20 protein-coding genes and 1 tRNA gene are annotated in these 20,540 nt (G+C 73.3%); 7 read left to right on the top strand and 14 right to left on the bottom strand.

Annotated elements, in window-relative coordinates; all coding sequences use genetic code 11:
• The first annotated feature begins 133 nt into the window (after nucleotides 1–133).
• Entirely contained in the window at nucleotides 134–1,420 is a 1,287-nt protein-coding gene (locus tag ACZ4VT_RS16060) for a M14 family zinc carboxypeptidase (RefSeq protein WP_467950087.1), read from the top strand.
• Here ACZ4VT_RS16060 and ACZ4VT_RS16055 read toward each other — a convergent pair.
• Nucleotides 1,417–1,902 carry a GNAT family N-acetyltransferase gene (locus tag ACZ4VT_RS16055; RefSeq protein WP_467950039.1) on the bottom strand — a complete coding sequence of 162 codons (486 nt, stop codon included), beginning with the start codon at nucleotides 1,900–1,902 and terminating at the stop codon, nucleotides 1,417–1,419. The genes ACZ4VT_RS16060 and ACZ4VT_RS16055 overlap by 4 nt on opposite strands.
• A 147-nt stretch (nucleotides 1,903–2,049) precedes the next feature.
• Nucleotides 2,050–2,613 (bottom strand): DUF1707 and FHA domain-containing protein, encoded by a 564-nt coding sequence (locus ACZ4VT_RS16050; protein ID WP_362799464.1) that lies wholly within the window; start codon nucleotides 2,611–2,613, stop codon nucleotides 2,050–2,052.
• A gap of 111 nt (nucleotides 2,614–2,724) precedes the next feature.
• Between ACZ4VT_RS16050 and treZ the strand changes: the two genes are divergently transcribed.
• The gene (treZ, locus tag ACZ4VT_RS16045) at nucleotides 2,725–4,482 is read left to right on the top strand and encodes a malto-oligosyltrehalose trehalohydrolase (RefSeq protein ID WP_467950037.1); all 1,758 of its coding nucleotides are present in this window, start codon (nucleotides 2,725–2,727) and stop codon (nucleotides 4,480–4,482) included.
• Nucleotides 4,483–4,521: 39 nt separating this feature from the next.
• On the opposite strand, the gene ACZ4VT_RS16040 is transcribed toward treZ, so the two are convergent.
• Both ACZ4VT_RS16040 and ACZ4VT_RS16035 read right to left on the bottom strand, forming a co-directional pair.
• Entirely contained in the window at nucleotides 4,522–5,661 is a 1,140-nt protein-coding gene (locus tag ACZ4VT_RS16040; RefSeq protein WP_467950035.1) for a M24 family metallopeptidase, read from the bottom strand.
• Nucleotides 5,658–6,503: a LysR family transcriptional regulator gene (locus tag ACZ4VT_RS16035; protein ID WP_467950085.1), complete on the bottom strand. Its 846-nt coding sequence runs from the start codon at nucleotides 6,501–6,503 to the stop codon at nucleotides 5,658–5,660. Before ACZ4VT_RS16035 ends, ACZ4VT_RS16040 begins: the two co-directional genes overlap by 4 nt.
• A gap of 77 nt (nucleotides 6,504–6,580) precedes the next feature.
• Between ACZ4VT_RS16035 and ACZ4VT_RS16030 the strand changes: the two genes are divergently transcribed.
• Nucleotides 6,581–7,399 (top strand): CTP synthase C-terminal region-related (seleno)protein, encoded by an 819-nt coding sequence (locus tag ACZ4VT_RS16030; RefSeq protein ID WP_467950033.1) that lies wholly within the window; start codon nucleotides 6,581–6,583, stop codon nucleotides 7,397–7,399.
• 73 nt (nucleotides 7,400–7,472) lie between these two features.
• Nucleotides 7,473–7,545 (top strand) — tRNA-His (locus ACZ4VT_RS16025).
• Between the two features lie 73 nt (nucleotides 7,546–7,618).
• On the opposite strand, the gene ACZ4VT_RS16020 is transcribed toward ACZ4VT_RS16025, so the two are convergent.
• A complete protein-coding gene (locus ACZ4VT_RS16020; RefSeq protein ID WP_467950031.1) occupies nucleotides 7,619–8,374 on the bottom strand; it encodes an alpha/beta fold hydrolase in 756 nt (251 codons plus the stop codon).
• Nucleotides 8,375–8,445: 71 nt separating this feature from the next.
• Here ACZ4VT_RS16020 and ACZ4VT_RS16015 point away from each other — a divergent pair, with 71 nt between their 5' ends.
• Nucleotides 8,446–9,180: a hypothetical protein gene (locus ACZ4VT_RS16015; RefSeq protein WP_467950029.1), complete on the top strand. Its 735-nt coding sequence runs from the start codon at nucleotides 8,446–8,448 to the stop codon at nucleotides 9,178–9,180.
• On the opposite strand, the gene ACZ4VT_RS16010 is transcribed toward ACZ4VT_RS16015, so the two are convergent.
• The 9 genes from ACZ4VT_RS16010 to ACZ4VT_RS15970 all read right to left on the bottom strand — a co-directional run bounded on the left by ACZ4VT_RS16010 (nucleotide 9,167) and on the right by ACZ4VT_RS15970 (nucleotide 18,783).
• Nucleotides 9,167–11,227, bottom strand: coding sequence for a phosphocholine-specific phospholipase C (locus tag ACZ4VT_RS16010; RefSeq protein ID WP_467950027.1), 2,061 nt, complete (start codon nucleotides 11,225–11,227; stop codon nucleotides 9,167–9,169). The two genes, ACZ4VT_RS16015 and ACZ4VT_RS16010, sit on opposite strands and share 14 nt — an antisense overlap.
• A 196-nt stretch (nucleotides 11,228–11,423) precedes the next feature.
• Complete coding sequence (locus ACZ4VT_RS16005) at nucleotides 11,424–12,023, bottom strand: GTP-binding protein (protein ID WP_467950025.1); 600 nt, start codon at nucleotides 12,021–12,023, stop codon at nucleotides 11,424–11,426.
• Nucleotides 12,010–12,378 (bottom strand): DUF742 domain-containing protein, encoded by a 369-nt coding sequence (locus ACZ4VT_RS16000; protein WP_467950023.1) that lies wholly within the window; start codon nucleotides 12,376–12,378, stop codon nucleotides 12,010–12,012. Before ACZ4VT_RS16000 ends, ACZ4VT_RS16005 begins: the two co-directional genes overlap by 14 nt.
• Nucleotides 12,378–12,797, bottom strand: a complete 420-nt coding sequence (locus ACZ4VT_RS15995; protein ID WP_030713599.1) for a roadblock/LC7 domain-containing protein — start codon at nucleotides 12,795–12,797, stop codon at nucleotides 12,378–12,380. The genes ACZ4VT_RS16000 and ACZ4VT_RS15995 overlap by 1 nt, the downstream gene beginning before the upstream one ends.
• Entirely contained in the window at nucleotides 12,794–15,064 is a 2,271-nt protein-coding gene (locus ACZ4VT_RS15990; protein ID WP_467950020.1) for a sensor histidine kinase, read from the bottom strand. Before ACZ4VT_RS15990 ends, ACZ4VT_RS15995 begins: the two co-directional genes overlap by 4 nt.
• A gap of 434 nt (nucleotides 15,065–15,498) precedes the next feature.
• Nucleotides 15,499–15,912 carry a peptide-methionine (R)-S-oxide reductase MsrB gene (gene msrB / locus ACZ4VT_RS15985; protein WP_467950018.1) on the bottom strand — a complete coding sequence of 138 codons (414 nt, stop codon included), beginning with the start codon at nucleotides 15,910–15,912 and terminating at the stop codon, nucleotides 15,499–15,501.
• 23 nt (nucleotides 15,913–15,935) lie between these two features.
• A complete protein-coding gene (murC, locus tag ACZ4VT_RS15980) occupies nucleotides 15,936–17,330 on the bottom strand; it encodes a UDP-N-acetylmuramate--L-alanine ligase (protein WP_467950016.1) in 1,395 nt (464 codons plus the stop codon).
• Between the two features lie 53 nt (nucleotides 17,331–17,383).
• Entirely contained in the window at nucleotides 17,384–17,851 is a 468-nt protein-coding gene (locus ACZ4VT_RS15975) for an indole-3-glycerol phosphate synthase (protein WP_467950014.1), read from the bottom strand.
• Nucleotides 17,852–18,000: 149 nt separating this feature from the next.
• The gene (locus ACZ4VT_RS15970) at nucleotides 18,001–18,783 is read right to left on the bottom strand and encodes a pyrimidine reductase family protein (RefSeq protein ID WP_467950011.1); all 783 of its coding nucleotides are present in this window, start codon (nucleotides 18,781–18,783) and stop codon (nucleotides 18,001–18,003) included.
• Between the two features lie 84 nt (nucleotides 18,784–18,867).
• Here ACZ4VT_RS15970 and zapE point away from each other — a divergent pair, with 84 nt between their 5' ends.
• Complete coding sequence (gene zapE, locus ACZ4VT_RS15965) at nucleotides 18,868–19,923, top strand: cell division protein ZapE (RefSeq protein ID WP_467950083.1); 1,056 nt, start codon at nucleotides 18,868–18,870, stop codon at nucleotides 19,921–19,923.
• 64 nt (nucleotides 19,924–19,987) lie between these two features.
• Nucleotides 19,988–20,413 carry an OsmC family protein gene (locus ACZ4VT_RS15960; RefSeq protein WP_467950009.1) on the top strand — a complete coding sequence of 142 codons (426 nt, stop codon included), beginning with the start codon at nucleotides 19,988–19,990 and terminating at the stop codon, nucleotides 20,411–20,413.
• Nucleotides 20,414–20,540 lie beyond the last annotated feature (127 nt).

The raw sequence follows: 20,540 nt of genomic DNA, 5'->3' as shown, positions 1-20,540 counted from the left end.
CGGCGTTTGAGGCGATCGTTCAGCCCCGCCGGCATTCGAGGCGCGAGGGGGCGGGGGCAGAGCACTCCGGCAGCGGCGCCGCACCCGGGCCCCGCGCGGGTACGGGCCCAGCCCGGCGGGCATGGCATCCCTTGTGACTCTCCTCCGTGACATGCGCTACCCCACTCCGCACGAACTCGGGCTGGCCGCCCGCGCACTGGCGGACGAACACCCCGGCGAGGTCCGGCTCCGCCAGGCCGGCACCTCCCGGGCCGGGCAGCCGCTCTGGGTCCTGTCCGTGGCGGCCGTCGGCCCGAACACCCGCACCCGCAACGTCCTCGTCGTCGCCGGGGCGCACGCCAACGAGCCCGTCGGCGGTGCCACCGCCCTCTCGCTCGCCCGGCGCGTCCTGCACGAGCCCGCGCCGCGGGCCGGCTGCGGCTGGCACTTCCTGCTCTGCGCCGACCCGGACGGCGCGGACCTGCACCGCACACCCCGCCCGTACTCGCTGCTGGACTACCACCGGAGCTTCTTCCGGCCGCCCGGCCCCGAACAGCCCGAGTGGGCGCCGTCTTTACTGCCCCCGGACCGGCTGCCGCCCGAGACCCTGGCCCTGACCGCGCTCATCGACGAGCTGCGGCCCGTGCTCCAGGTCTCGCTGCACGCCACCGATCTCGGCGGCTCCTGGGTCCAGCTCACCCGGGACATACCCGGCCTCGCCGAGCCGTTCGCCAAATCGGCCGCCGAGCTGCACATCCCGGTGGAGAACGGGGCCTCGGACGCCGCCGGCTGGCCCTCCCCCGGTCCGGGGATCTTCGTGATCCCGCAGCCGGGGAGCGAGGCCGCCGGCTCCTTCCACCCGGAGGACACGCGGCTCAGCACCTGGTACCACGCCCACCGGTACGCCGGCACCACCGCGATCGTCGAAGTCCCCATGTGGGCCTCCGACCTGGTGGACGATCCGGCCCCGCACCCCGACCCGCGCGGCGCCCTGCGGATGCTCGCCGGGCGGCTCACGGCGGACGCCGCGCTCGTCTCCGGGGTACGGGACCGGATCCGGTCGGGCCCGCCGCCGTACGAGGACCGGGCCACGGCTCCGCTGCTGCGCGCCGTGGACTGGACGCTCGCGCTGATCCCCCGGATCTCCGACGAGTGGACGGGCGACGGGGCTCCCACGGAGGCCACCGCGGCGTACATCGCCAGCATCGACGCCTTCGGGCGCCGGCTGTCGCTGCGCGCCGCCGCGATGCTGCTGCGGGTGCTGCGCGCGCAGGGGCATCCGGCGGCGCCCGGGCTGGACCGGCTGGTCACGGGGTGGTGCGAGGACTTCGCGGCCCGTTTCGGGGCCCGCTGGGTCCCGGTGGCCACCCAGGTGGAACACCAGTCCCGGACGGTCCTGGCCACCTACGAGCGCCTCCTGGCGGCCGACCGCTCCCCCTAGGCATTCTCCACGGGCTCCACGGGCTCCACGGACAGGGCGTACCGGCGCTTCGGGAAGCCGGTGGCGCCGAGTCTGTCGTAGAAGCGGATCGCGCCCTCGTTCCAGTCGGGGGTCTGCCACTGGACCTGGTCGAGGCCGAGCTCGCGGGCCAGGTCCCGAACCCCGTCCATCAGGGCGGCGCCGAGCCCGTGGCCGCGGGCCTCCTGCGCGAGGTAGAGGCAGTCCATGTGCAGGTAGTGCCGGGCGTCCCAGAAGGCGAACTCGGCGGAGCAGGCGGCGTATCCGGCGACCGCGCCGTCCGGGGTCTCGGCGAGCAGCACCCACAGCCGGGCGTCCTCGGCGAAGAGCTGCGGGCCGAGCCGCTCGGCGAGGCCCGGCGGCCGCGGCGCCGACTTCTCGTACGCGATGTGCTCGTGGACGAGCTGGGTCAGGCGGGGGAGGTCCCCGACGCGTGCGCGGCGGATGACAGGCGTGTGTTCCATGCCCGTCATCCTGCGCGGTGGCTCCCCCGGCCGGACGGGCGGGTCCCGGCGGACAACCTCTGAACCGCCCGGTGGACCGGGCGCGGGGGCGACGGGAACCATCCGCCGCCGGTTTGGGTGGACGTGGGCCCGAACCCGGTCCTGAGGTCAGCTCGCCGAGAGCCGGAAGGTCATCTTCCCGAAGCTGATCTGGTCCCCGGCGCGGACCACCGCGGAGCCGGTCACCCGGCGTCCGTTGACCGAGGTCCCGTTGGTGGACCCGAGGTCCTTGAGCACCCACAGCCCGTCGCGCAGGCTCAGTTCCGCGTGCGCCCGGGAGACGGTCTCGTGGCTGAGCCGCAGTCCGTTGCCGGGGTCGCGGCCGATCCGCAGGACGGCCGCGCTCGGATGCGGCAGCAGCAGCTTGGGCAGTTTCTCGGCGGCCCAGGCGTGCCGGATGCCGACGGACACGGCCGAGGCCCGGCCGACCCAGCCGAACAGCCGACGCGTCCACGGGCCTTCGGCGGCTTCCCTTGCCTGGAGGTCGGCCGTGAGGACGGCGAGGTCCTCGGAACGGCGGGCGACCAGGGCGAGTTCCATCCTGCGCAGGAAGGTGTCGTGGGACAGCTTGCCGAGGGCAGCGCCCTCTCTGAGCTGGCCCAGCGCCCTGTCGCGCTCCGCGTCGGACAGCCGCGGCGCGGGGAAGGCGGGGATCTCGAAACTCGACGTCACAGGGTGATTGTCGGCCCGTCGGGGCCGGAGTGTCCAGAACTCCCCCGCCACGCCCGGAATGATGGGCAGGATACGCATGCCGGCCACCGCCGCTGACGAGGGGACCGTCCGTTGCACTTCGAGGTGTGGGCACCGCTGACAGGTCATGTCGCCATGCGACTCGACGACGCCACGTACGCGATGCAGCGTGATCCGGAACGGGCCGGCTGGTGGACCGCGGAGGCCCCGGCCGGCGAGGGGAGCCGTTACGGGTTCCTGCTGGACGGCGACACGGTCCCGCGGCCCGATCCGCGCGGCCGCCGGCTGCCGGACGGCCCCGACGGCCTGTCCGCGGTGGTCGACTTCGAGGCGCTGGTGCAGGCCGTGGCCCCGCCGGTCCCGCCACCGGACACCCGGCTCCAGGACGCGGTCCTGTACGAGCTGCACATCGGCACCTTCACGCCCGAGGGCACCTTCGACGCGGCCGCCGCCCGCCTCGGACACCTCACCGCCCTCGGCGTCACGCACGTGGAGCTGATGCCGGTCTGCTCCTTCCCCGGCCGGCACGGCTGGGGCTACGACGGGGTCGCGCCCTGGTCGGTGCACGAGCCGTACGGCGGCCCGGCCGGGCTGGTCCGGTTCGTGGCGGCGGCCCACGCCGCGGGGCTGGGCGTGGTGCTGGACGTGGTCCACAACCACCTCGGCCCGTCCGGCAACCACCTGCCCGCCTTCGGCCCGTACTTCACCGACGCCCACCACACCCCGTGGGGCGCGGCGGTGAACCTGGACATGCCGGGCTCCGACGAGGTGCGCGCGTACCTCGTCGGCAGCGCGCTGGCCTGGCTGCGCGACTACGGGATCGACGGACTGCGGCTCGACGCCGTGCACGCGCTGGCCGACGGGCGGGCGCTGACCTTCCTGGAGGAACTGTCCGGGGCCGTCGACGGGCTGGCCGCGGACACCGGCCGGCCGCTGTTCCTGATCGCCGAGTCCGACCAGTGCGACCCGCGCACCACCACCCCGCGCGCGGCCGGCGGGCTGGGCCTGCACGCCCAGTGGAACGACGACTTCCACCACGCCCTGCACTGTGCGCTGACCGGTGAATCGCAGGCGTACTACGGCGACTTCGCCGAGGCCCCGCTGGCCGCCCTCGCCAAGACCCTGACCCGGGCCTTCTTCCACGACGGGACCTGGTCCTCCTTCCGCGGCCGCACCCACGGCCGCCCGGTGGACCGCCGCCGGACCCCGGCGCACCGCTTCCTCGGCTACACCCAGACCCACGACCAGATCGGCAACCGGGCCCTCGGTGACCGGCTCTCGGCCTCCCTCTCCCCCGGGCTGCTGGCGTGCGCCGCGACGCTGGCGCTGACCGGCCCGTTCGTACCGATGCTGTTCATGGGCGAGGAGTGGGGGGCGCGCACCCCCTGGCAGTACTTCACCGACCACCCCGACCCGGAGCTGGCGGAGGCCGTACGGACCGGCAGGCGCCGGGAGTTCGCGGCGCACGGCTGGAAGGCCGAAGAGATCCCCGACCCGCAGGACCCGGCGACCCGTGACCGCTCCTGCCTGGACTGGTCGGAACCCGAACAGGACGCCCACGCCCGCCTGCTGGACTGGTACCGCACCCTGGTCGCGCTCCGCCGCGGCCATCCGGACCTGCGCGACCCGGACCTGGCGTCGGTCCGGGTAGCCCACGACGAGGAGCGCCGCTGGATCACCTTCCGGCGGGGGGACGTACGGGTGGCCGTGAACCTCTCCCCGGAGCCGGTGACGATCGCGCTGGGCCGCAACGGGGTGCGGGTGCTGGCGTCCTGGGAGCCCCTCGGACACCCGGGCCCCGACGGCCGGATCCACGTACCCGGCGAATCGGCGGTCGTGCTCGGTCCGTGAGGCCGCGGTCGCCACGGTCGCGGCGGCCCGCCGCGCGGGCTACTCGACGACCGCCAGCTCGCGCGGGGCGTTGTTGAGCCGCCGCCCGCCCTCCTCGGTGACGGTCACGATGTCCTCGATGCGGACGCCGAACCGGCCGGGCAGGTAGACGCCCGGCTCCACGGAGAAGCACATGCCGGGGACCAGGGGCTGTTCCTCGCCCTCGACCATGTACGGGGGCTCGTGGGTGGTGACGCCGATGCCGTGGCCGGTGCGGTGGATGAAGCGGTCCCCGTACCCGAACTCGGTGATCACCGCGCGGGCCGCCCGGTCCACCTCCTGGCAGGAGACCCCGGGGCGGACCGCCGCCACGCCCGCCTGCTGGGCCTCGCGGACGATGTCGTGGACCCGCTGCTCCTCGGCGGTGGGTTCGCCCACGTGCACGGTGCGGGAGATGTCGGAGCCGTAGCCGAACCGCAGGCCGCCGAAGTCGAGGACCACCATGTCACCGCGGCGGATGACCCGGTCGCCGGCCTCGTGGTGCGGGTTGGCCCCGTTGGGGCCGGAGCCGACGACGGTGAAGTCGACCTGGGAGTGGCCGTGGGCGCGCAGCAGGGCGGCCAGGTCGGCGGCGACGTCCGTCTCCCGGCGGTCGGCGAAGGGCAGGTGGAGGATCTGCGCGTACGCGGCGTCGGCGGCGGCCCCCGCCGCGGCGAGGCGCTCCAGTTCCCGTTCGTCCTTCACGGCGCGCAGCATGGGCAGACAGTCGGTGAGCGGCGCGTGCGAGGTCCGCGGCAACTCCCGCTGGAGGCCGAGGAGGTGGAGCGCCCAGGTGTTGTCGCTCACCCCGAACCGGCCGGCCGGATCCAGCAGCGGGGCGGTCACGGCGTACGGGTTCTTCCCGTCGGCCCAGTCCCGCAGGGTCAGCACGGCGGCGCCCGCGGCCTTGGCCGCGTCGGGGGCCTCCAGTGCGGGGACGACGAGCACCGGGTCCTGTCCGGCGGCCAGCACGAGCAGGGTCAGCCGCTCGGTCTCGGCGGTGGGCCGGTATCCGGTGAGGTGGGTGAGGTCGGGCCCGGGGGCGATCAGCAGGCCGGCCAGTCCGGCGTCGGCGGCGGTCCGCGCGGCGGCGGCCATCCGGGCGGCGTAGTCGTCGGCCGTGAAGGGTTCCGGGTCCTTGAATGCGGCGTCACGTGTCATACGGGTGATCCTGCCGTGAGCCGGGCGGCGAGGGCAGCGGCCGCGCCGGTCGGGGTGCCGGGCGTGAGGAGTTCCGTACGGTGCACCAGGCGCGGGGTGGACAGCGGTACGGCGACCCCCGCGCCGGCGGCCTCGGCGACCCGGCGCGGAAGCAGCGCGAGGCCGTGCCCGGCCGCGGCGAGGGCGCAGAGGGCGTGCAGGTCGGTGCCGTCGTAGCGGACGGAGGCGCGGGCGGCGGTGGGCGGCAGCCCCACGCCGGGGGCGTCGAGCCAGCGGGCGTCGGCGAGGTCGTCCAGCCGGACGGCGGCCCGCCCGGCGAAGGGGTGCCCGGCGGGCAGCAGCACGGCCAGTTCCTCCTCGGCCACGCCGGTCACGGTGAGGGGGGCCACGTCGGGCAGCCGCAGCGGGTCGCTGGGCGCGGCCGGGCCGTCGACGAGGCCGAGGTCGCAGCCTCCGGTGGCGACGGCCGCGGGCACCTCGGCAGGGGGCAGCACCCGCAGGGTGACCCCGGTGGCGGGCAGGGCCGCGAGCAGCCGGGGCCCGACGGCGAGCGGGGAGGCGGCGAGGGTGACCCGGCCGGGCGGGGCGGCGGTCAGCCGGAGCACGTCGGCGCGGGCGGCGTCGAGTCGCAGGAGCAGCGGTCCGGCGTGTTCCAGCAACCGTGTCCCGGCCGCGGTCGGCGCGACGGGCCGGCGGGTGAGCAGCTCGGCCCGGAGGTCCCCTTCGAGGGCGGCGATGTGCTGGGAGACGGCGGACTGGGTGTAGCCGAGCTCGCGTGCGGCGGCGGAGAAGGAGGCGAGCCGGGCCACGGCGACGAAGGTGCGGAGCAGGTGCGGGTCCATGGTCATCAGGATCACTGATGGAGGATGCAGGAACAATCGTTGGCACTGAACGGGGAGTCGGCCGCAGGATGATCCACATGACCACCGCACAGACCGCACAGACCCCGCAGACTCCGCAGACCACACCGGCGGCGCGGATCGCGCTCGTCGGCGACCGCTCCCCGCACGTGAAGTCCCACACCCGCATCCCCCTCCTCCTCGACGCCCTGGCCTCCCGCGACGGGCTCGTGCTCGACGCCTACTGGATCCCGACCGGCGACGCCGAGGCCGAGGCGGCCGCCGGGACACTGGCCCGCTTCGACGCCGTGTGGGTGCTGCCCGGCAGCCCGTACGCGAGCGAGGCCGGGGCGCTGGCCGCGATCCGGGTGGCCCGCGAGGAGGGCATCCCCTTCCTCGGGACCTGCGGCGGCTTCCAGCACACCCTGCTGGAGTACGCCCGGACGGTCTGCGGGCTGACCTCCGTGGCGCACGCCGAGAACGACCCGGGGGCGGCGGACCCGCTGATCGCGCCGCTCGCCTGTTCGCTCGTCGGGCACGAGGGCCTCGTACGGGCCGAGCCCGGCTCGCTCGCCGAGGCCGCGCTCGGCGCGGAGCGGTCGATGGAGCGCTACCACTGCACCTACGGACCCGTGCCCCGGCACCTGCCGGCGCTCACCGCCCGCGGGCTGCGACTGTCGGGGCACGACGAGGAAGGCCGGGCCCGCATCGCCGAGCTGCCCGGGCACCCGTTCTTCCTGGCCACGCTGTTCCAGCCGGAACTGCACGGGGACGGGTCGCGGCCGCACCCGATCGTCCGGGCCCTCGCGGCGGCGGCCGTCGCGCACGCCGCCGGCCGCCGGGACGGGGTCGCGTCCCGGCTCGCCGCCATGCCGGCCACCAGCCGCTCGGCCGGATAACCCGTCGCGGGACCACCCCGCAGATCGGCTATGCTGTGCATGCACGTCGACGGGTGGTCCGCCGCCCTTCGTGGTGGGTGTAGCTCAGTTGGTAGAGCACCTGGTTGTGGTCCAGGTGGCCGCGGGTTCAAGTCCCGTCACTCACCCTGATCCCCCGGGGTACGAGGTCTCCTCGTACCCCGGGGATTTTTGCGTTCGGTGGCCGGCGTGCGGCCGCGGCTAGTCGCGCAGGTAGGCCTCGACCTCGGTGACGAAGGCCACGGGGGTCTCGTGCGGCGGGTAGTGCCCGGCGCCGGGAAGGGTGCGGATGCGGCAGTTCGGGTACCAGACCTGCCAGGTGGCGCGCATCACGTCGGCGGTGAGCGCGAGGTCGTACTCGCCGACCAGGACGAGCACCGGCACCGTGTTGCCCTTGACGGCGTCGGACAGGTCCAGGGACTGCCAGCTCGCGAGATAGTCGGCGAAGGCCTCCGGGCGGGAGATTTCCAGGGAGTGGGCGACCATCCGGTCGATCCAGCGCCGGCTCGCCCGGTTGCCGGTGACGAGGTCGAGGATGGCGCGCCGGTTCTCGGGGCTCTCCGCGGCGCCGAAGAAGAGGATGCGGGTGGCGTCGTCCATCTCGTACGGGGCGGCCGGCACCGGATTGATCCCGACGAGCTTCTCGATCCGTTCGGGGGCGCGCACGAGGACCTGCTGGGCGGCCTTGCCGCCCATGGAGTGGCCGAGCAGGGAGAAGGTGTCCCAGCCGAGCTGGTCGGCGAGTTCGAGGACGTCGTCGGCGATCTCGCCGAGGGTGTGACGGCCCGTCACGTCCCGCCTGTCGCCGTAGCCCCGGTAGTCGGGGAAGGCGTACGAGAACCCCTCGGGGTCCAGGTGGTCCAGCACGGAGCCCCAGTTGGCGGAGGTGCCGAACCAGTCGTGCAGCACGATGACGCGAACGGGTCCGGTACCGATCCTGCGGTGGGCGATGGCCATGCGTTCTCCCTCGGTGACGGGGGCGACGAAACGGACCCGTACGTTCTGCCCATCGGGCCTACGATCACACCGTGAAGCCGACATCGCGCACGGTGCGCATCGCCGTCACGGTCTCCCGGACCGGCACCGACCACCCGCATCACCCGCACCACCCGGAGGCGTACGAGGTCCTCGACCGCGCCGAGATCGCGGAGGTGGTCGCCCTGTGGCCGCGGCGCGAAGCGCACGACGGCTTCGAGTGCATGTGCCACGGGGCCGGCGGGCTCTCGCTGTACGAGGCCGGCGGTGAGCGCATCGGATCCGCCGCGCCGACCGGTCCGCTCCGGCCGCTGTTCGATCCGCTGGACCCCGCCGGCCTCCCGGCCCGGCACCGGGACCGGTGGGCGGCCGCGGCGCCCGAGGGGCTGCGGGAGTTCGCCCGGGTGCTGTCTGCGGGCGGGGAGGAGCCGCCTGCGCCGCTCGGGGTGCCGCCCCGCGTGGTGTTCGGCTGGCTGGGCGCCGTACGGAAGGAGCCGCGCGACGCGGCGTGGCTCCTCGCGGAACGGGCACCCGTCCTGCTGCTGGCCGGGAGGTCCACGGAGGAACTCGCCTGGGCGGTGCGCGAGACGGACCGCACCGGGCTGGAGGGCGCCGTGCGGTTCTTCGCGGGCGAGGAGTTCACCACCCGGCACCCGAAGCGGCGGCGGGTCCCTGACACCGCCCGCGACCTGCTGCTCCGGTACGCCCGCAGCCACCGCCCCGAGGACCTCCCGGTCCTGGAACGGCGGCTGCTGCGCACGCCGGAGGACCGCGTCAGACGGTCTTGATCGCCGGGTCGGAGACGCCCGGGGCGCCCGTCTCCACGTGGCCCGCGAAGCGGCGGAGGAAGGTGGCGTCGGCGTCGGAGACGACGTTCACGTCGTACCAGCGGCCCGTGGCGCCGAGGGCCACCGTGTGCGCGGCGGTTCCGCCGGCCGGGACCCTGATGACCTGCGCGGCGCCGCCGTAGGCGTTGGTCACCGTGAGGTTGACGGCCGCCGTACCGGAGTTGGTGAGGGTCAGGGCCAGGTCGCCGGTGCCGGCGACGTGGCGGGCCGTGACCTCGGGGCCGGCCTTCTTCGCCGGGCCCTTCCAGGTGCGCAGGAAGCCGTTGGGGCCCCACACCGTCAGGTTGATCTGGTTGCCGGTGGAGCTGCTCGTGGACCACGTGTCCGAGAGGGTCTTGCCCGCCTCGACCGTGTAGGGCCAGGGGCCGTCCGTACGGTTGCCCGAGGTGCTGTGGAAGTGGGCACCGAGGGTGGGGCCGGAGGAGAAGGTGAGGGTGAACTTGCCCGTGGAGAGGGTGCGGGCGCCGTCCACGTACGGGCTGTAGCCCAGGGCGCGGGTCGGCTTGGAGCCGGCCTCCTGCTTGGGCAGGGTGCCCGTGGCCGGCGGGGTCGGGTGGTAGGACGGGTGACGGTTCTTGTCCGGCGGGACGTACCCGGCAGTGGAGGGCAGGGCGGCGGGCGCGGCGTCGGCGCGGGTGAAGTCGAAGGCCGAGGTCAGGTCACCGCAGACGGCGCGGCGCCACGGGGAGATGTTGGGCTCCTGCACGCCGAAGCGCTTCTCCATGAAGCGGATCACGGAGGTGTGGTCGAAGGTCTCGGAGCAGACGTAACCGCCCTTGCTCCACGGGGAGACCACGATCATCGGCACGCGCGGGCCGAGGCCGTACGGTCCGGCCGCGTAGCCGCCGCCACCGGCGTACAGGTCCTTGGACACGTCGGCCGTGGACAGGCCCCAGGCCGAGGAGGCGGGCGGGTACGGCGGCACCACGTGGTCGAAGAAGCCGTCGTTCTCGTCGTAGGTGATGAAGAGGGCGGTCTTCGCCCACACCGCCGGGTTCGCCGTCAGCGCGTCCAGTACCTGCGAGATGTACCAGGCACCGAAGTTCGTCGGCCAGTTGGCGTGCTCGCTGAAGGCCTCGGGGGCGGCGATCCAGGAGACGGAGGGCAGGGTGCCGTTCACCACGTCCGCGCGCAGCCGGTCGAAGTAGCCGTCGCCCGCCTTGACGTTCGTGCCGGTGCGCGCCTTCTCGTACAGGGCGCTGCCGGGCTGGGCGCCCCGGTAGGTGTTGAAGTACAGCAGCGAGTTGTCGCCGTAGTTGCCGCGGAAGGCGTCGTTGATCCAGCCCCAGGAGCCGGCCGCGTTCAGGCCGTCGCCGACGTCCTGGTAGACCCTCCAGGAGACCCCGGCGGACTCCAGGCGCTCGGGGTACGTCTTCCAGCCGTACCCGGCCTCCTGGTTGCCGAGGACCGGGCCGCCGCCCACTCCGTCGTTGCCCGTGTAACCCGTCCACATGTAGTAGCGGTTCGGGTCCGTGGCGCCGATGAAGGAGCAGTGGTAGGCGTCGCACACCGTGAAGGCGTCGGCGAGGGCGTAGTGGAACGGGATGTCGTTCCGGGTCATGTACGACATGGTGGTGGCCGTCTTCGCCGGGATCCACTTGTCGTACTTGCCGTTGTTGTGCGCCTGGTGGCCGCCGGCCCAGTCGTGGTTCAGCCCCTCCAGGAACTGCATCCCGAGGTCCGCGACCTGCGGGTTGAACGGCAGGACGTCCTTGGTCCCGTTGGACTGGAAGAAGACGGACTTGCCGTTGTCCTGGAGGACGGGGCGCGGGTCGCCGAAGCCCCGGACGCCCTTCATCGCGCCGAAGTAGTGGTCGAAGGACCGGTTCTCCTGCATCAGGACGACGACGTGCTCGATGTCCTGGATCGTGCCGGTGGTGCCCTGCGCCGGGATGGCGGCGGCCCGCGCGATGCTGTCGTTCAGCATCGTGAGGGCAGCGGTGCCGCCGGCTATCTGCAGGAACCTGCGACGGTTGAGTTCTGCCATGGCGTGACGACCTCTGCGGGTGAGGGGGGAGTCGAGGGGCGCCCCAAGGACAGCGGCCCCGGGGTACCGGCCGGGGATCCCCTCGTGACGCGGTGCCGTACACCTGGAGAACGGACGGCGTTCCTCCGCCCGCCGCGGCCGCGCTGGTGGGAGGGTAGGGGAACTCCCCGCAACACAACAGCCCCTCGGCCCCCCTTCAGCCGCCGGCGGCCGCCGGTGTCCGGGCCTTGACGATGAGCCGGTCGAGCAGCGCGAGCAGGGAGGCGCGGACGTCCTCCCGGGAACGGGCGTCGAGCATGAGGACGGGTGTCCGCGGATCGCGCAGGTGCAGGGCCGCCGCGATCTCCTCGGCGGTGTAAGGCTGTTCGCCGTGGAAGCAGTTCGCGCCGACCACGAACGGCAGGCCGCGGCTCTCGAAGAAGTCGACGGCCGGGAAGCTGCGGTCCAGGCGCCGCGTGTCGACCAGCACGATCGCCCCGAGGGCCCCGTTCAGCAGGTCGTCCCACATGAACCAGAAGCGTTCCTGGCCGGGCGTGCCGAAGAGGTACAGGACGACCCCGGCGTCGGTGAGGGTGATCCGGCCGAAGTCCATCGCCACCGTGGTGACCGTCTTGGACTCGATGCCGCCGAGGTCGTCGACCCCGGCGCCCGCGGCCGTCAGCCGCTCCTCCGTACGCAGCGGCTCGATCTCGGAGATCGTCTGCACCAGGGTCGTTTTGCCGACCCCGAACCCGCCGGCGACGAGGATCTTGACCGGGTCGGGTTCCCCGGAGGCGGGCGTGTCATATCCGGGCAAGGTTGTCCCTGATTCTCATGAGCAGGTTGACGTCGGTGGTGTCGGTGGCCGCCAGGGGCGGCCGGTGGTCGATCAGCCCGCGGTCGGCGAGTTCCCCGAGGAGCACCGTCATCGGGGTGAGCCGGATGTGCATCCGCGCCGCTATCTCGGCGACCGCCCGCCCGCCCGGCGGCGCGCACATGGCGAGGATCTCCTGCCACTCGGTGGGCAGCCCGCCGAGCCCCTCCTCGGCGACCGCCGCCGTGATGGTGGTGTCCATGGTGAGGACGGTCCGCGAAGCGGCCGTACGTCCGTCGGTCAGGGCGTACAGCCGCGTACGGCGGCGGCTCGCGGGCTGCGACTCGTCCTGCGGCATTACGAGGACGGCACCTGACCGCGGTCGGGGGTGCCCAGCCACTCGCCGAGCGCCTGGGCCGTGCGTACGGCCTCGCCGCCCAGCTCGCCGAGGCGGGCCTTGCGGGAGGTCACCACGATGAGCGTGCTGCCCTCCCCGCACCCGACGATGCAGAGGTACCTGTCGTCCATCTCGACGAGCTGGCGGATGACGCCGCCGCCGTCGATCTCCCGCGATATCGCCTTCATCGTGGAGGCGATGCCGGAGGCCGCGGCCGCCATGCGCTCGGCCTGCGGCTGGTCCAGCAGGTAGGCGCTGAGCCGGATGCCGTCGTTGGACAGGAGCACGGCGCCCTGGATGCCCGCGATCCTGCTCAGGTTGTTGTCCAGGACGCTGTAGATGGCGTCGTTGGATGCGGTGGTGTTCGATGAGATGGTCATGGCTGATCCCGTCGGAGCTCTTCTTCCACTGTCTGGGTCCCCTGTTCGTAGTCCGCCCAGGCGTCGGCCACCTCTTCGGGTGTTTCGGTGTCCGGCCGCACGGGTGTTTCCGGCGCGCGGGGCGCGCGCAGCTGGTCTGCGATGTGGGTCTGCGGGACGCGCTCGGGGAGGGCCGGCCGCGCGGGGGCGTCCGCCGGAGCCGGCCGGACCGCGAGTGCGGGCGCGGCGGCGGGCGTCTTCGTACGGCGGCTGGGCAGGCCGGCGCCCGTGAGCAGGACCGGCTCGGGCTCGGCCGCCGGCTCGGCCTCGGCCACCGGCTGCGGCCCGGGCTCGACCGCGGGCTCGGGTGCGGCCAGGGCCCGGGGTGCGGGTTCGCGCTGGGCGGGCTCGCGCGGGGTCTCCGCCTCGGTCTCCAGCAGTTCCCCGGGGAGGACCACCACGGCGCAGGTTCCCCCGTACACCGAGCGGCGCAGGGTGACGGTCGCCCCGAGCTGGTCGGCGAGGTGGCCGACGACGAAGAGGCCGAGCCGGTGCGCGTTCTGTGCCAGGACGGAGTACGGCGGTGCCTGGTGCAGGCGCCCGTTCATCTCCTCGTAGCGCTCGGGGCTCACCCGCGGTCCGCGGTCCTCGATCTCGACCGACAGTCCGTCCGCGACCAGTTCGGCGCGGATGACCACCTTGGCCTTCGGCGGGGAGAACCGGGTGGCGTTGTCCAGCAGCTCGGCCAGCAGGTGGCTGATCTGGCTGATCGCGCTCGGTTCCACGCTGGTCTCGTCCAGGGCCTGCCGCTCGATGCGCCGGAAGTCCTCGACCTCGGCGGCGGCTTCGCGCAGCAGGTCGGCGACGCGCATGGGCTCGGTGTGCGGGTCGGGGACCTCGCCGCCCGCCAGGATGAGGAGGTTCTCGATCTGGCGCCGCATGCCGACCGTCAGCTGGTCGGACCGCATCAACTGGGCGAGCAGCGCCTCGTCGTGGCCGAAGGTGTCCTGGAGGTCCTCGGTGAGGGTCAGCTGGCGGCTCACCAGGTTTCCGGTGCGCGAGGCGATGCCCGAGGCGAACAGGCCGAACCCGTGGCGTTCGGCGGCGAGCTGCCGGTGTCCGTCGACCGATACGGCGACGGCGCGGGCGAACGCGTCGCTGATGCGTCCGACCTCGTCCCGGTCCCCGCTCACGGCCGGCAGGGCCGCCGGGTCCACGCTCTGTCCGCGCTGGAGCCGGGCGACGACGTCGGGGAGGGTCTCCTCGGCCACGGTCACCGTGCGTACGTGCAGCTGGTGCAGCCGGCGGAGCACCGACCGGGTGGTGAACACGACCACGATCACAACGGCCAGCAGCCCGCCGCCGCTTCCCCCGATCAGCCAGGCGACCTCGGTCTGCAGCTCCGCGGCCTTGGCCTCGCCGCGGGCGAGCACCGAGCGCGCCAGGTCGATGTTGAGCGTGGTCATCTGCACGGAGAAGTTGGCGTGCGCGGAGGACCAGCCGGCGACGTCGGCGGGCACCCTGATGCCCGAGACGCTGTCCTTGTGCCCGGAGAGGACCGCGTTCTCGATGCGCGTCTTCGTCTGCCAGTCCGCGGAGCCGACGACCCGCTCGTAGAACCGCTCGTCCCCCTCCGCGAGGTGCGGCACGATCAACGCCTCGTGCAGGTACCGCTGGGCGCCCAGGGAACTGACGAACTGGTCGTAGCCGAAGAAGCTCAGCTCGCCGGAGGGTCCGGCCAGGGCCAGGACGGTGTCCTCGCGCGCCACCATCTCGGTGGCCTGGAGCATCGCCACCACGGGCCGGCTCGCCTGCGCGAGTTCGGCGTCCTCCGCGTGGCTGAACTCCTGCTGGTACACCTGGATGACCTTGCCGATCACCTCGGAGTAGTAGGCCAGCGTGCTGTCGGCGGCGCCGCTGCGGGTGTCCGCGCGCTGGCGGTAGGCGGGCAGTTTGTCGAGCTGCCGGGTCACTTCCGCGAAGGACCTCGACGGATCGTCCGCCAGCCGGCGGAACTCGGCGGCGGCCAGGTCGGTGGCCGCGCGGCGGGCGCGCAGTTCGCCCTCGGCCCCGTCGTTGCCCGCCCACTGGGCGGCGGTCGCCGTCCGCTCCGCCTGCATGTCGACCATGAGCGTGTACAGCGGTGCGCCGACCCGCTCGGCGGCCTCCACGTCGGCCCTCAGCTGTTCCGACTGGGCGAGCAACCGCTGGGCGGTCACGGTGACCTGAGTGCCCATCGCCAGGGTGGGGACGACCGCCAGCCAGATGAGCAGGGTGCGCAGGCGCACGTTGCGCCACCGACGCGTCGTCGACTGCCCTCGTGCGCCTTCGGGTTCTATGGGAGACATCGGTCCTCGGGAGCGGGGGCGGCAGGGGGATGTCGGGGGTTGCCGAGCAGCCGGACGGCACGGTCCTGGGGAGGGGACGGCCACAACCGGTCCGGCCGCGGCGGGATGTGAGGGTGCCGATCATAACCAGACACATGGAGAAAACGGATAGGTGTCTTCACCGGCCAACCGTGCTACCGCCTTTGGATCACCGCAGGCCAGAGACCGGATCGGAATCGAACTGCGATGTCCTCGACACCTGGGCGGACCCGTTCCGGCCAGCCGCGCGAACGCCCGCCCGCCGCCGGCGGACCGGCAACCGGAACGCGGAACGCGCGCGGGCCCCCACCGACACCGCGAACGGGGTCGGTGGGGGCCCGCCGGGTCCCGCGGTGTCAGCCCTCGTCGGAGGAGGGGCTCAGGCGCAGGGAGATGCTGTTGATGCAGTACCGCTGGTCGGTGGGGGTGGGGTACCCCTCGCCCTCGAAGACGTGGCCCAGGTGGGAGCCGCACTTCGCGCAGCGGACCTCGGTACGGACCATGCCGTGCGAGGTGTCGGCGATCAGCTCGACCGCGTCGGTGTCCTTCGGGTCGAAGAAGGACGGCCAGCCGCAGTGCGACTCGAACTTCTCCGAGGAGCGGAACAGCTCGGCCCCGCAGCCGCGGCAGGAGTAGACGCCCTCCGTCTTGGTGTCGGTGTACTCACCGCGGAAGGCCGGCTCGGTGCCCGCGAGGCGCAGCACCTGGTACTCGGACGGGGTCAGCTCCGCCTGCCACTGCTCGTCCGTCTTCTCTACCTCGTAGGACATGACTCTCCCGCTCCCTCGTACCTTCAGCTCGACAGCCGGGCGAGGATGGCCGGACCGAGGTCCGTGACGTCTCCCGCGCCCATGGTGAGAACGAGATCGCCGGGCTTGGCCATTCCCGCGATGACGTCGGCGACGGCCGCCTTGTCGTGTTCGGCGGTGACGTCGGCGCCCGCGGACCGGGCGGCCGCGATGATCAGCTCGCTGGTGATGCCGGGGATCGGGTCCTCGCGGGCCGGGTAGATGTCCAGGACCACGGAGGCGTCGGCCAGGGCCAGCGCCCGGCCCATCTCCTTGCCCAGCTCCTGGGTGCGGGAGAAGAGGTGCGGCTGGAAGACGACCAGGATCCGGGAGTCCCCGGCGGCTCCGCGGATGGCCTCCAGGTCGGCGGTCATCTCGGTGGGGTGGTGCGCGTAGGAGTCGATGACCTGGACGCCGGCGGCCTCGCCCTTGAGCTGGAGGCGGCGCTTGACGCCGGTGTACTTGCCGAGCGCGCTCGCCAGGTTGTGCGCCGGGATGCCGAGGGCCACGCCGGCGGCGAGGGCCGCGACGGCGTTGTGCGCGTAGTGGCGGCCGGGGACCGAGACGGTGAAGGTGAGCATCCGGCCGTCGAGGATCACGGTGACCTCGCTGGTCAGCCCGCGCGGGGTGATCTTGGTGATCCGGACGTCGGCGTCCTCCTCCTCGCCGTACGTGACGACGGTGAGGCCCTCCCGGCCCGCGACGCGGCGGGCGATCTCGGCGGCGCCCTCCTGACCGTGGGCGACGACGAGGGTGCCGCCGGGCACGACCTTGCCGACGAAGGTCTCGAAGGACTCGTAGATCTCCTCGATCGACGCGTAGTTCGCGTGGTGGTCGAGCTCCGCGTTGAGGATGATCGCGACCTGCGGGCTGTACTTGTGGAAGGTGCGGTCGCTTTCGTCCGCCTCGGCCACGAAGATGTCGCCCTCGCCGTGGTGGGCGTTGGAGCCGGGGGCGTCCAGGTCGCCGCCGATGGCGTAGGAGGGGTCCAGGCCCAGGGCCGAGAGGGAGACCGCCAGCATCGAGGTGGTGGTGGTCTTGCCGTGCGTGCCGGCGACGGCGATCGGGCGCAGTCCGTCCATCAGGGCGGCGAGGGCGTCGGAGCGGTGCACGACGGGGATGCCGAGCTCGGCGGCGCGGGCGAGCTCCGGGTTGTCGGCGCGGATGGCGCTGGAGACGACCACGCAGGTGGAGTCGGCGGCGAGGTGGCCGGCCGCGTGACCGATGTGGACCGTGGCGCCGTGGGCGCGCAGGGCCTGGGCGGTCTCGGAGTCACGGGAGTCGCTGCCGGCGACCTGCGCTCCGCGCTGGGCCAGGATCTTCGCGATGCCGGACATCCCGGCGCCGCCGATGCCGATGAAGTGGGGCCGTTCCATGGCGGTCGGCAGGCCGGGCTTCATTCAGGTCGCTCCAGGATCGAGGGGTGGTGCTGTCGAGCTCTGACGGGCCCAGCCTATTCGTTGTGCGCGAAGAGCTTGAGCACCGGAACGCCGACCTTGTGCCGGGCCCGGGAGGCCCAGTCCCGGTGGAAGAACTCCTCCACGAAGTGCGGGGCGGTCAGAACGATCACCTCGTCGGCTCCGGTCTCGTCCACGACGGCCTTCAGCTTGTCGAGCGGGTGGTCCCCGATGAGCTGCCCGGTGGCGTTGGCACCCTTCTGCCGCAGAGCGTTCAGGGAGTGCGCGAGGGCGTGCGCCGCCGGGCCGCGGGCGGCGTCGCCCTCGGGTTCGTCACCCTCGCGGATGGCCTCGGGGAGCTCACCGAGCGCGACGTCGTCGATGGCGCGCAGCAGTCGGTCCTGATCGCCCCGGGGTCGCATGAGGACGACGAAGGAGACCGGGTCGTCCCCGTGCAGGGTGGTGACGAAGTCCACGTCCACCGTGGTCAGCGGCTGCTCGATCATCAATACGCTCGTGAACACGGACGCCCTCTCCTTCATGGGCCGAGGCCGGCTGGCCGGCCCCTGCGGAAACCATCCTGCCCCGCTTTCGCACGGGGCCTTGCGCAGACATGTCTGCCCAGTTATGTGCCCAGCGGAAGCAAAGCGGAACGCCAAATTCCGCCCCTATGTCAGATCCGACGGTAGCTCGTGAAGAGGAACCCGGCCTCTTCCAGCACGGAGGCGGGCGCGAGCCGGTGCGGAACCGTGACGGAGGGTCCCCCTGCGATCCGCTGGGCGTCACCGGCCGCGAGCATCGGCGAGATCGTCAGGCACAGCTCGTCCAGGGCGTCGGCGGCCACGAACTGGCCCAGCAGCCGGGGCCCGCCCTCGGTGAGCTGGCGGCGCAGCCCCCGCCCCGCCAGCTCCCGTACCGCGCGGGCCGGGTCCACGGCCGCGCCGTCGCCGGCCACCACGACCTCGGCCCCGGCCTTGACCGCCTCGGCCACCCGGTCGGAGGGCGCGGTGGCGCCGGTGACCACCAGCGTGGGCACCAGCGGGGAGGTGAACAGGGGGAGCGAGAAGTCCAGGTCCATGCGCGCGGTGACCACGGCGATCGCGGGGGCCGGGCCCTGTCCGGCGGCCGCCCGGCGGGCGGCGAAGGCCTCCCGGGCCCGGGCCGGGCGGTAGCCCTCCTGGCGAACCGTTTCCGCCCCGACGACCACCACATCGGCCAGCGCCCGCAGGGTGCCGAAGATCCTCATGTCGGTCTCGCCGGAGATCGGCTGCGAGCGGCCGTCGTGCTGGGCCGCCCCGTCCAGGGTCGAGACCATGTTCGCCCGCAGCCAGTGTGCGTCCGGCCCCAGAGCGGGGTACGCGTAGGCGTCCGCGAGCTCGTCGAGCGACCACTCCCGGTCGGCCCGGTCCTGGGGCGAGGCTGGTGTCTGATCGGTCACAGGGAACAGGCGTCGCATCCGGGCAGTGTGCCACGCCCCGTAGAGTTAAGGGCTGTGTCGACATCACTCTCCACCTCCGGTTACACCTCCGGCCGGCCTCCGATAGCCGACGCGGGACCCCAGGCCCTGTGTGCGCGCGAGCCGCGGGTGCCGGCCGAACGGCTGGTGGCCGAGATGGTGCCGCCGCCGCGCTTCGACTCGGTCCGCTTCGACACGTACAACCCGGACCCGACCCAGCCGAGCCAGTCCGAGGCCGTCACCGTGCTCAGCGCTTTCGCCGCCGGTCTGGGCGGGGCGCACGCGAGCGGCGCCGGCAAGAGGCGCTGGTTCTCCAGGAAGCCCGCGGCCCCCTCCGGCCCGCGCGGGGTCTACCTCGACGGCGGGTACGGCGTCGGCAAGACCCACCTGCTCGCGTCCCTGTGGCACGCCACTCCGGCCGAGCCGGCGCTCAAGGCCTTCGGCACCTTCGTGGAACTGACCAACCTGGTCGGCGCGCTCGGCTTCCAGCAGACCGTGCAGACCCTGGGCGGGCACCGGCTGCTGTGCATCGACGAGTTCGAGCTGGACGACCCGGGCGACACCGTCCTGGTGTCCTCGCTGCTCAGCCGCCTCGTCGAGCAGGGCGTCGCGCTGGCCGCCACCTCCAACACGCTGCCCGGCAAGCTCGGCGAGGGCCGCTTCGCCTCCGCCGACTTCCTGCGCGAGATCCAGGGGCTGTCGGCGCACTTCCGGCCGCTGCGGATCGACGGCCAGGACTACCGCCACCGCGGCCTGCCCGAGGCTCCCGCCCCGTTCTCCGACGAGCAGGTCGCCAAGGCCGCGTACGCGACCGACGGCGCGAGCCTGGACGACTTCCCCGGCCTGCTGGAGCACCTGGCCCGGGTGCACCCCAGCCGCTACGGCGCGCTGACCGACGGGATCACGGCCGTCTGCCTGACCGACGTGGGCCCGGTGCCCGACCAGTCGACGGCGCTGCGGCTGGTGGTACTGGCCGACCGGCTGTACGACCGCGAGATCCCGGTCCTGGCCTCCGGGGTCCCCTTCGACCGGCTGTTCAGCGACGACATGCTGAACGGCGGCTATCGGAAGAAGTACTTCCGCGCCATATCGCGGCTCACCGCGCTGGCGCGCGACGCGAAACCCCTGGTGTCCCAGTAGGTTTGGGAACGCCGGGCGCCCTCACCGGTGTCCGGCCGTTTCCACTTCTGCGAAGGGATCACCCATGGCCACCACGCGTCACGCGCACACCGTCTGGGAAGGCGACCTGCTCAAGGGCAAGGGAGTCGTCACCCTCGACTCCTCGGGCCTCGGCTCGTACGACGTCTCCTGGCCCGCCCGCACCGAGGCCGCGAACGGCAAGACCAGCCCCGAGGAGCTGATCGCCGCCGCCCACTCGAGCTGCTTCTCGATGGCGCTGTCCCACGGCCTCGCGGGCGCCGGCTCCCCTCCCACGCGGCTGGAGACCAAGGCCGACGTCACCTTCCAGCCCGGTGAGGGCATCACCGGCATCCACCTCACGGTGGAGGGCGAGGTCCCCGGCCTCGACAATGACGCGTTCGTCGCCGCGGCCGAGGACGCCAAGAAGAACTGCCCGGTCAGCCAGGCCCTGACCGGTACGACGATCACCCTGAGCGCCAAGCTCGCCTGATCCCTCCCGCTCCGCCGGGGGGGGGGGGGGGGGGGGGGGGGGGGGGGGGGCGGAGGGGGGGGGGGGGGGGGGGGGGGGGGGAGAGGGGTGAGGGCGCAACTACCAGGTCCAAGGACGGCGCGCGGTC

It is taken from the genome of Streptomyces sp. NPDC029164 (genome assembly GCF_055563995.1).
This window is presented reverse-complemented; position numbering and strand designations above follow the sequence as displayed.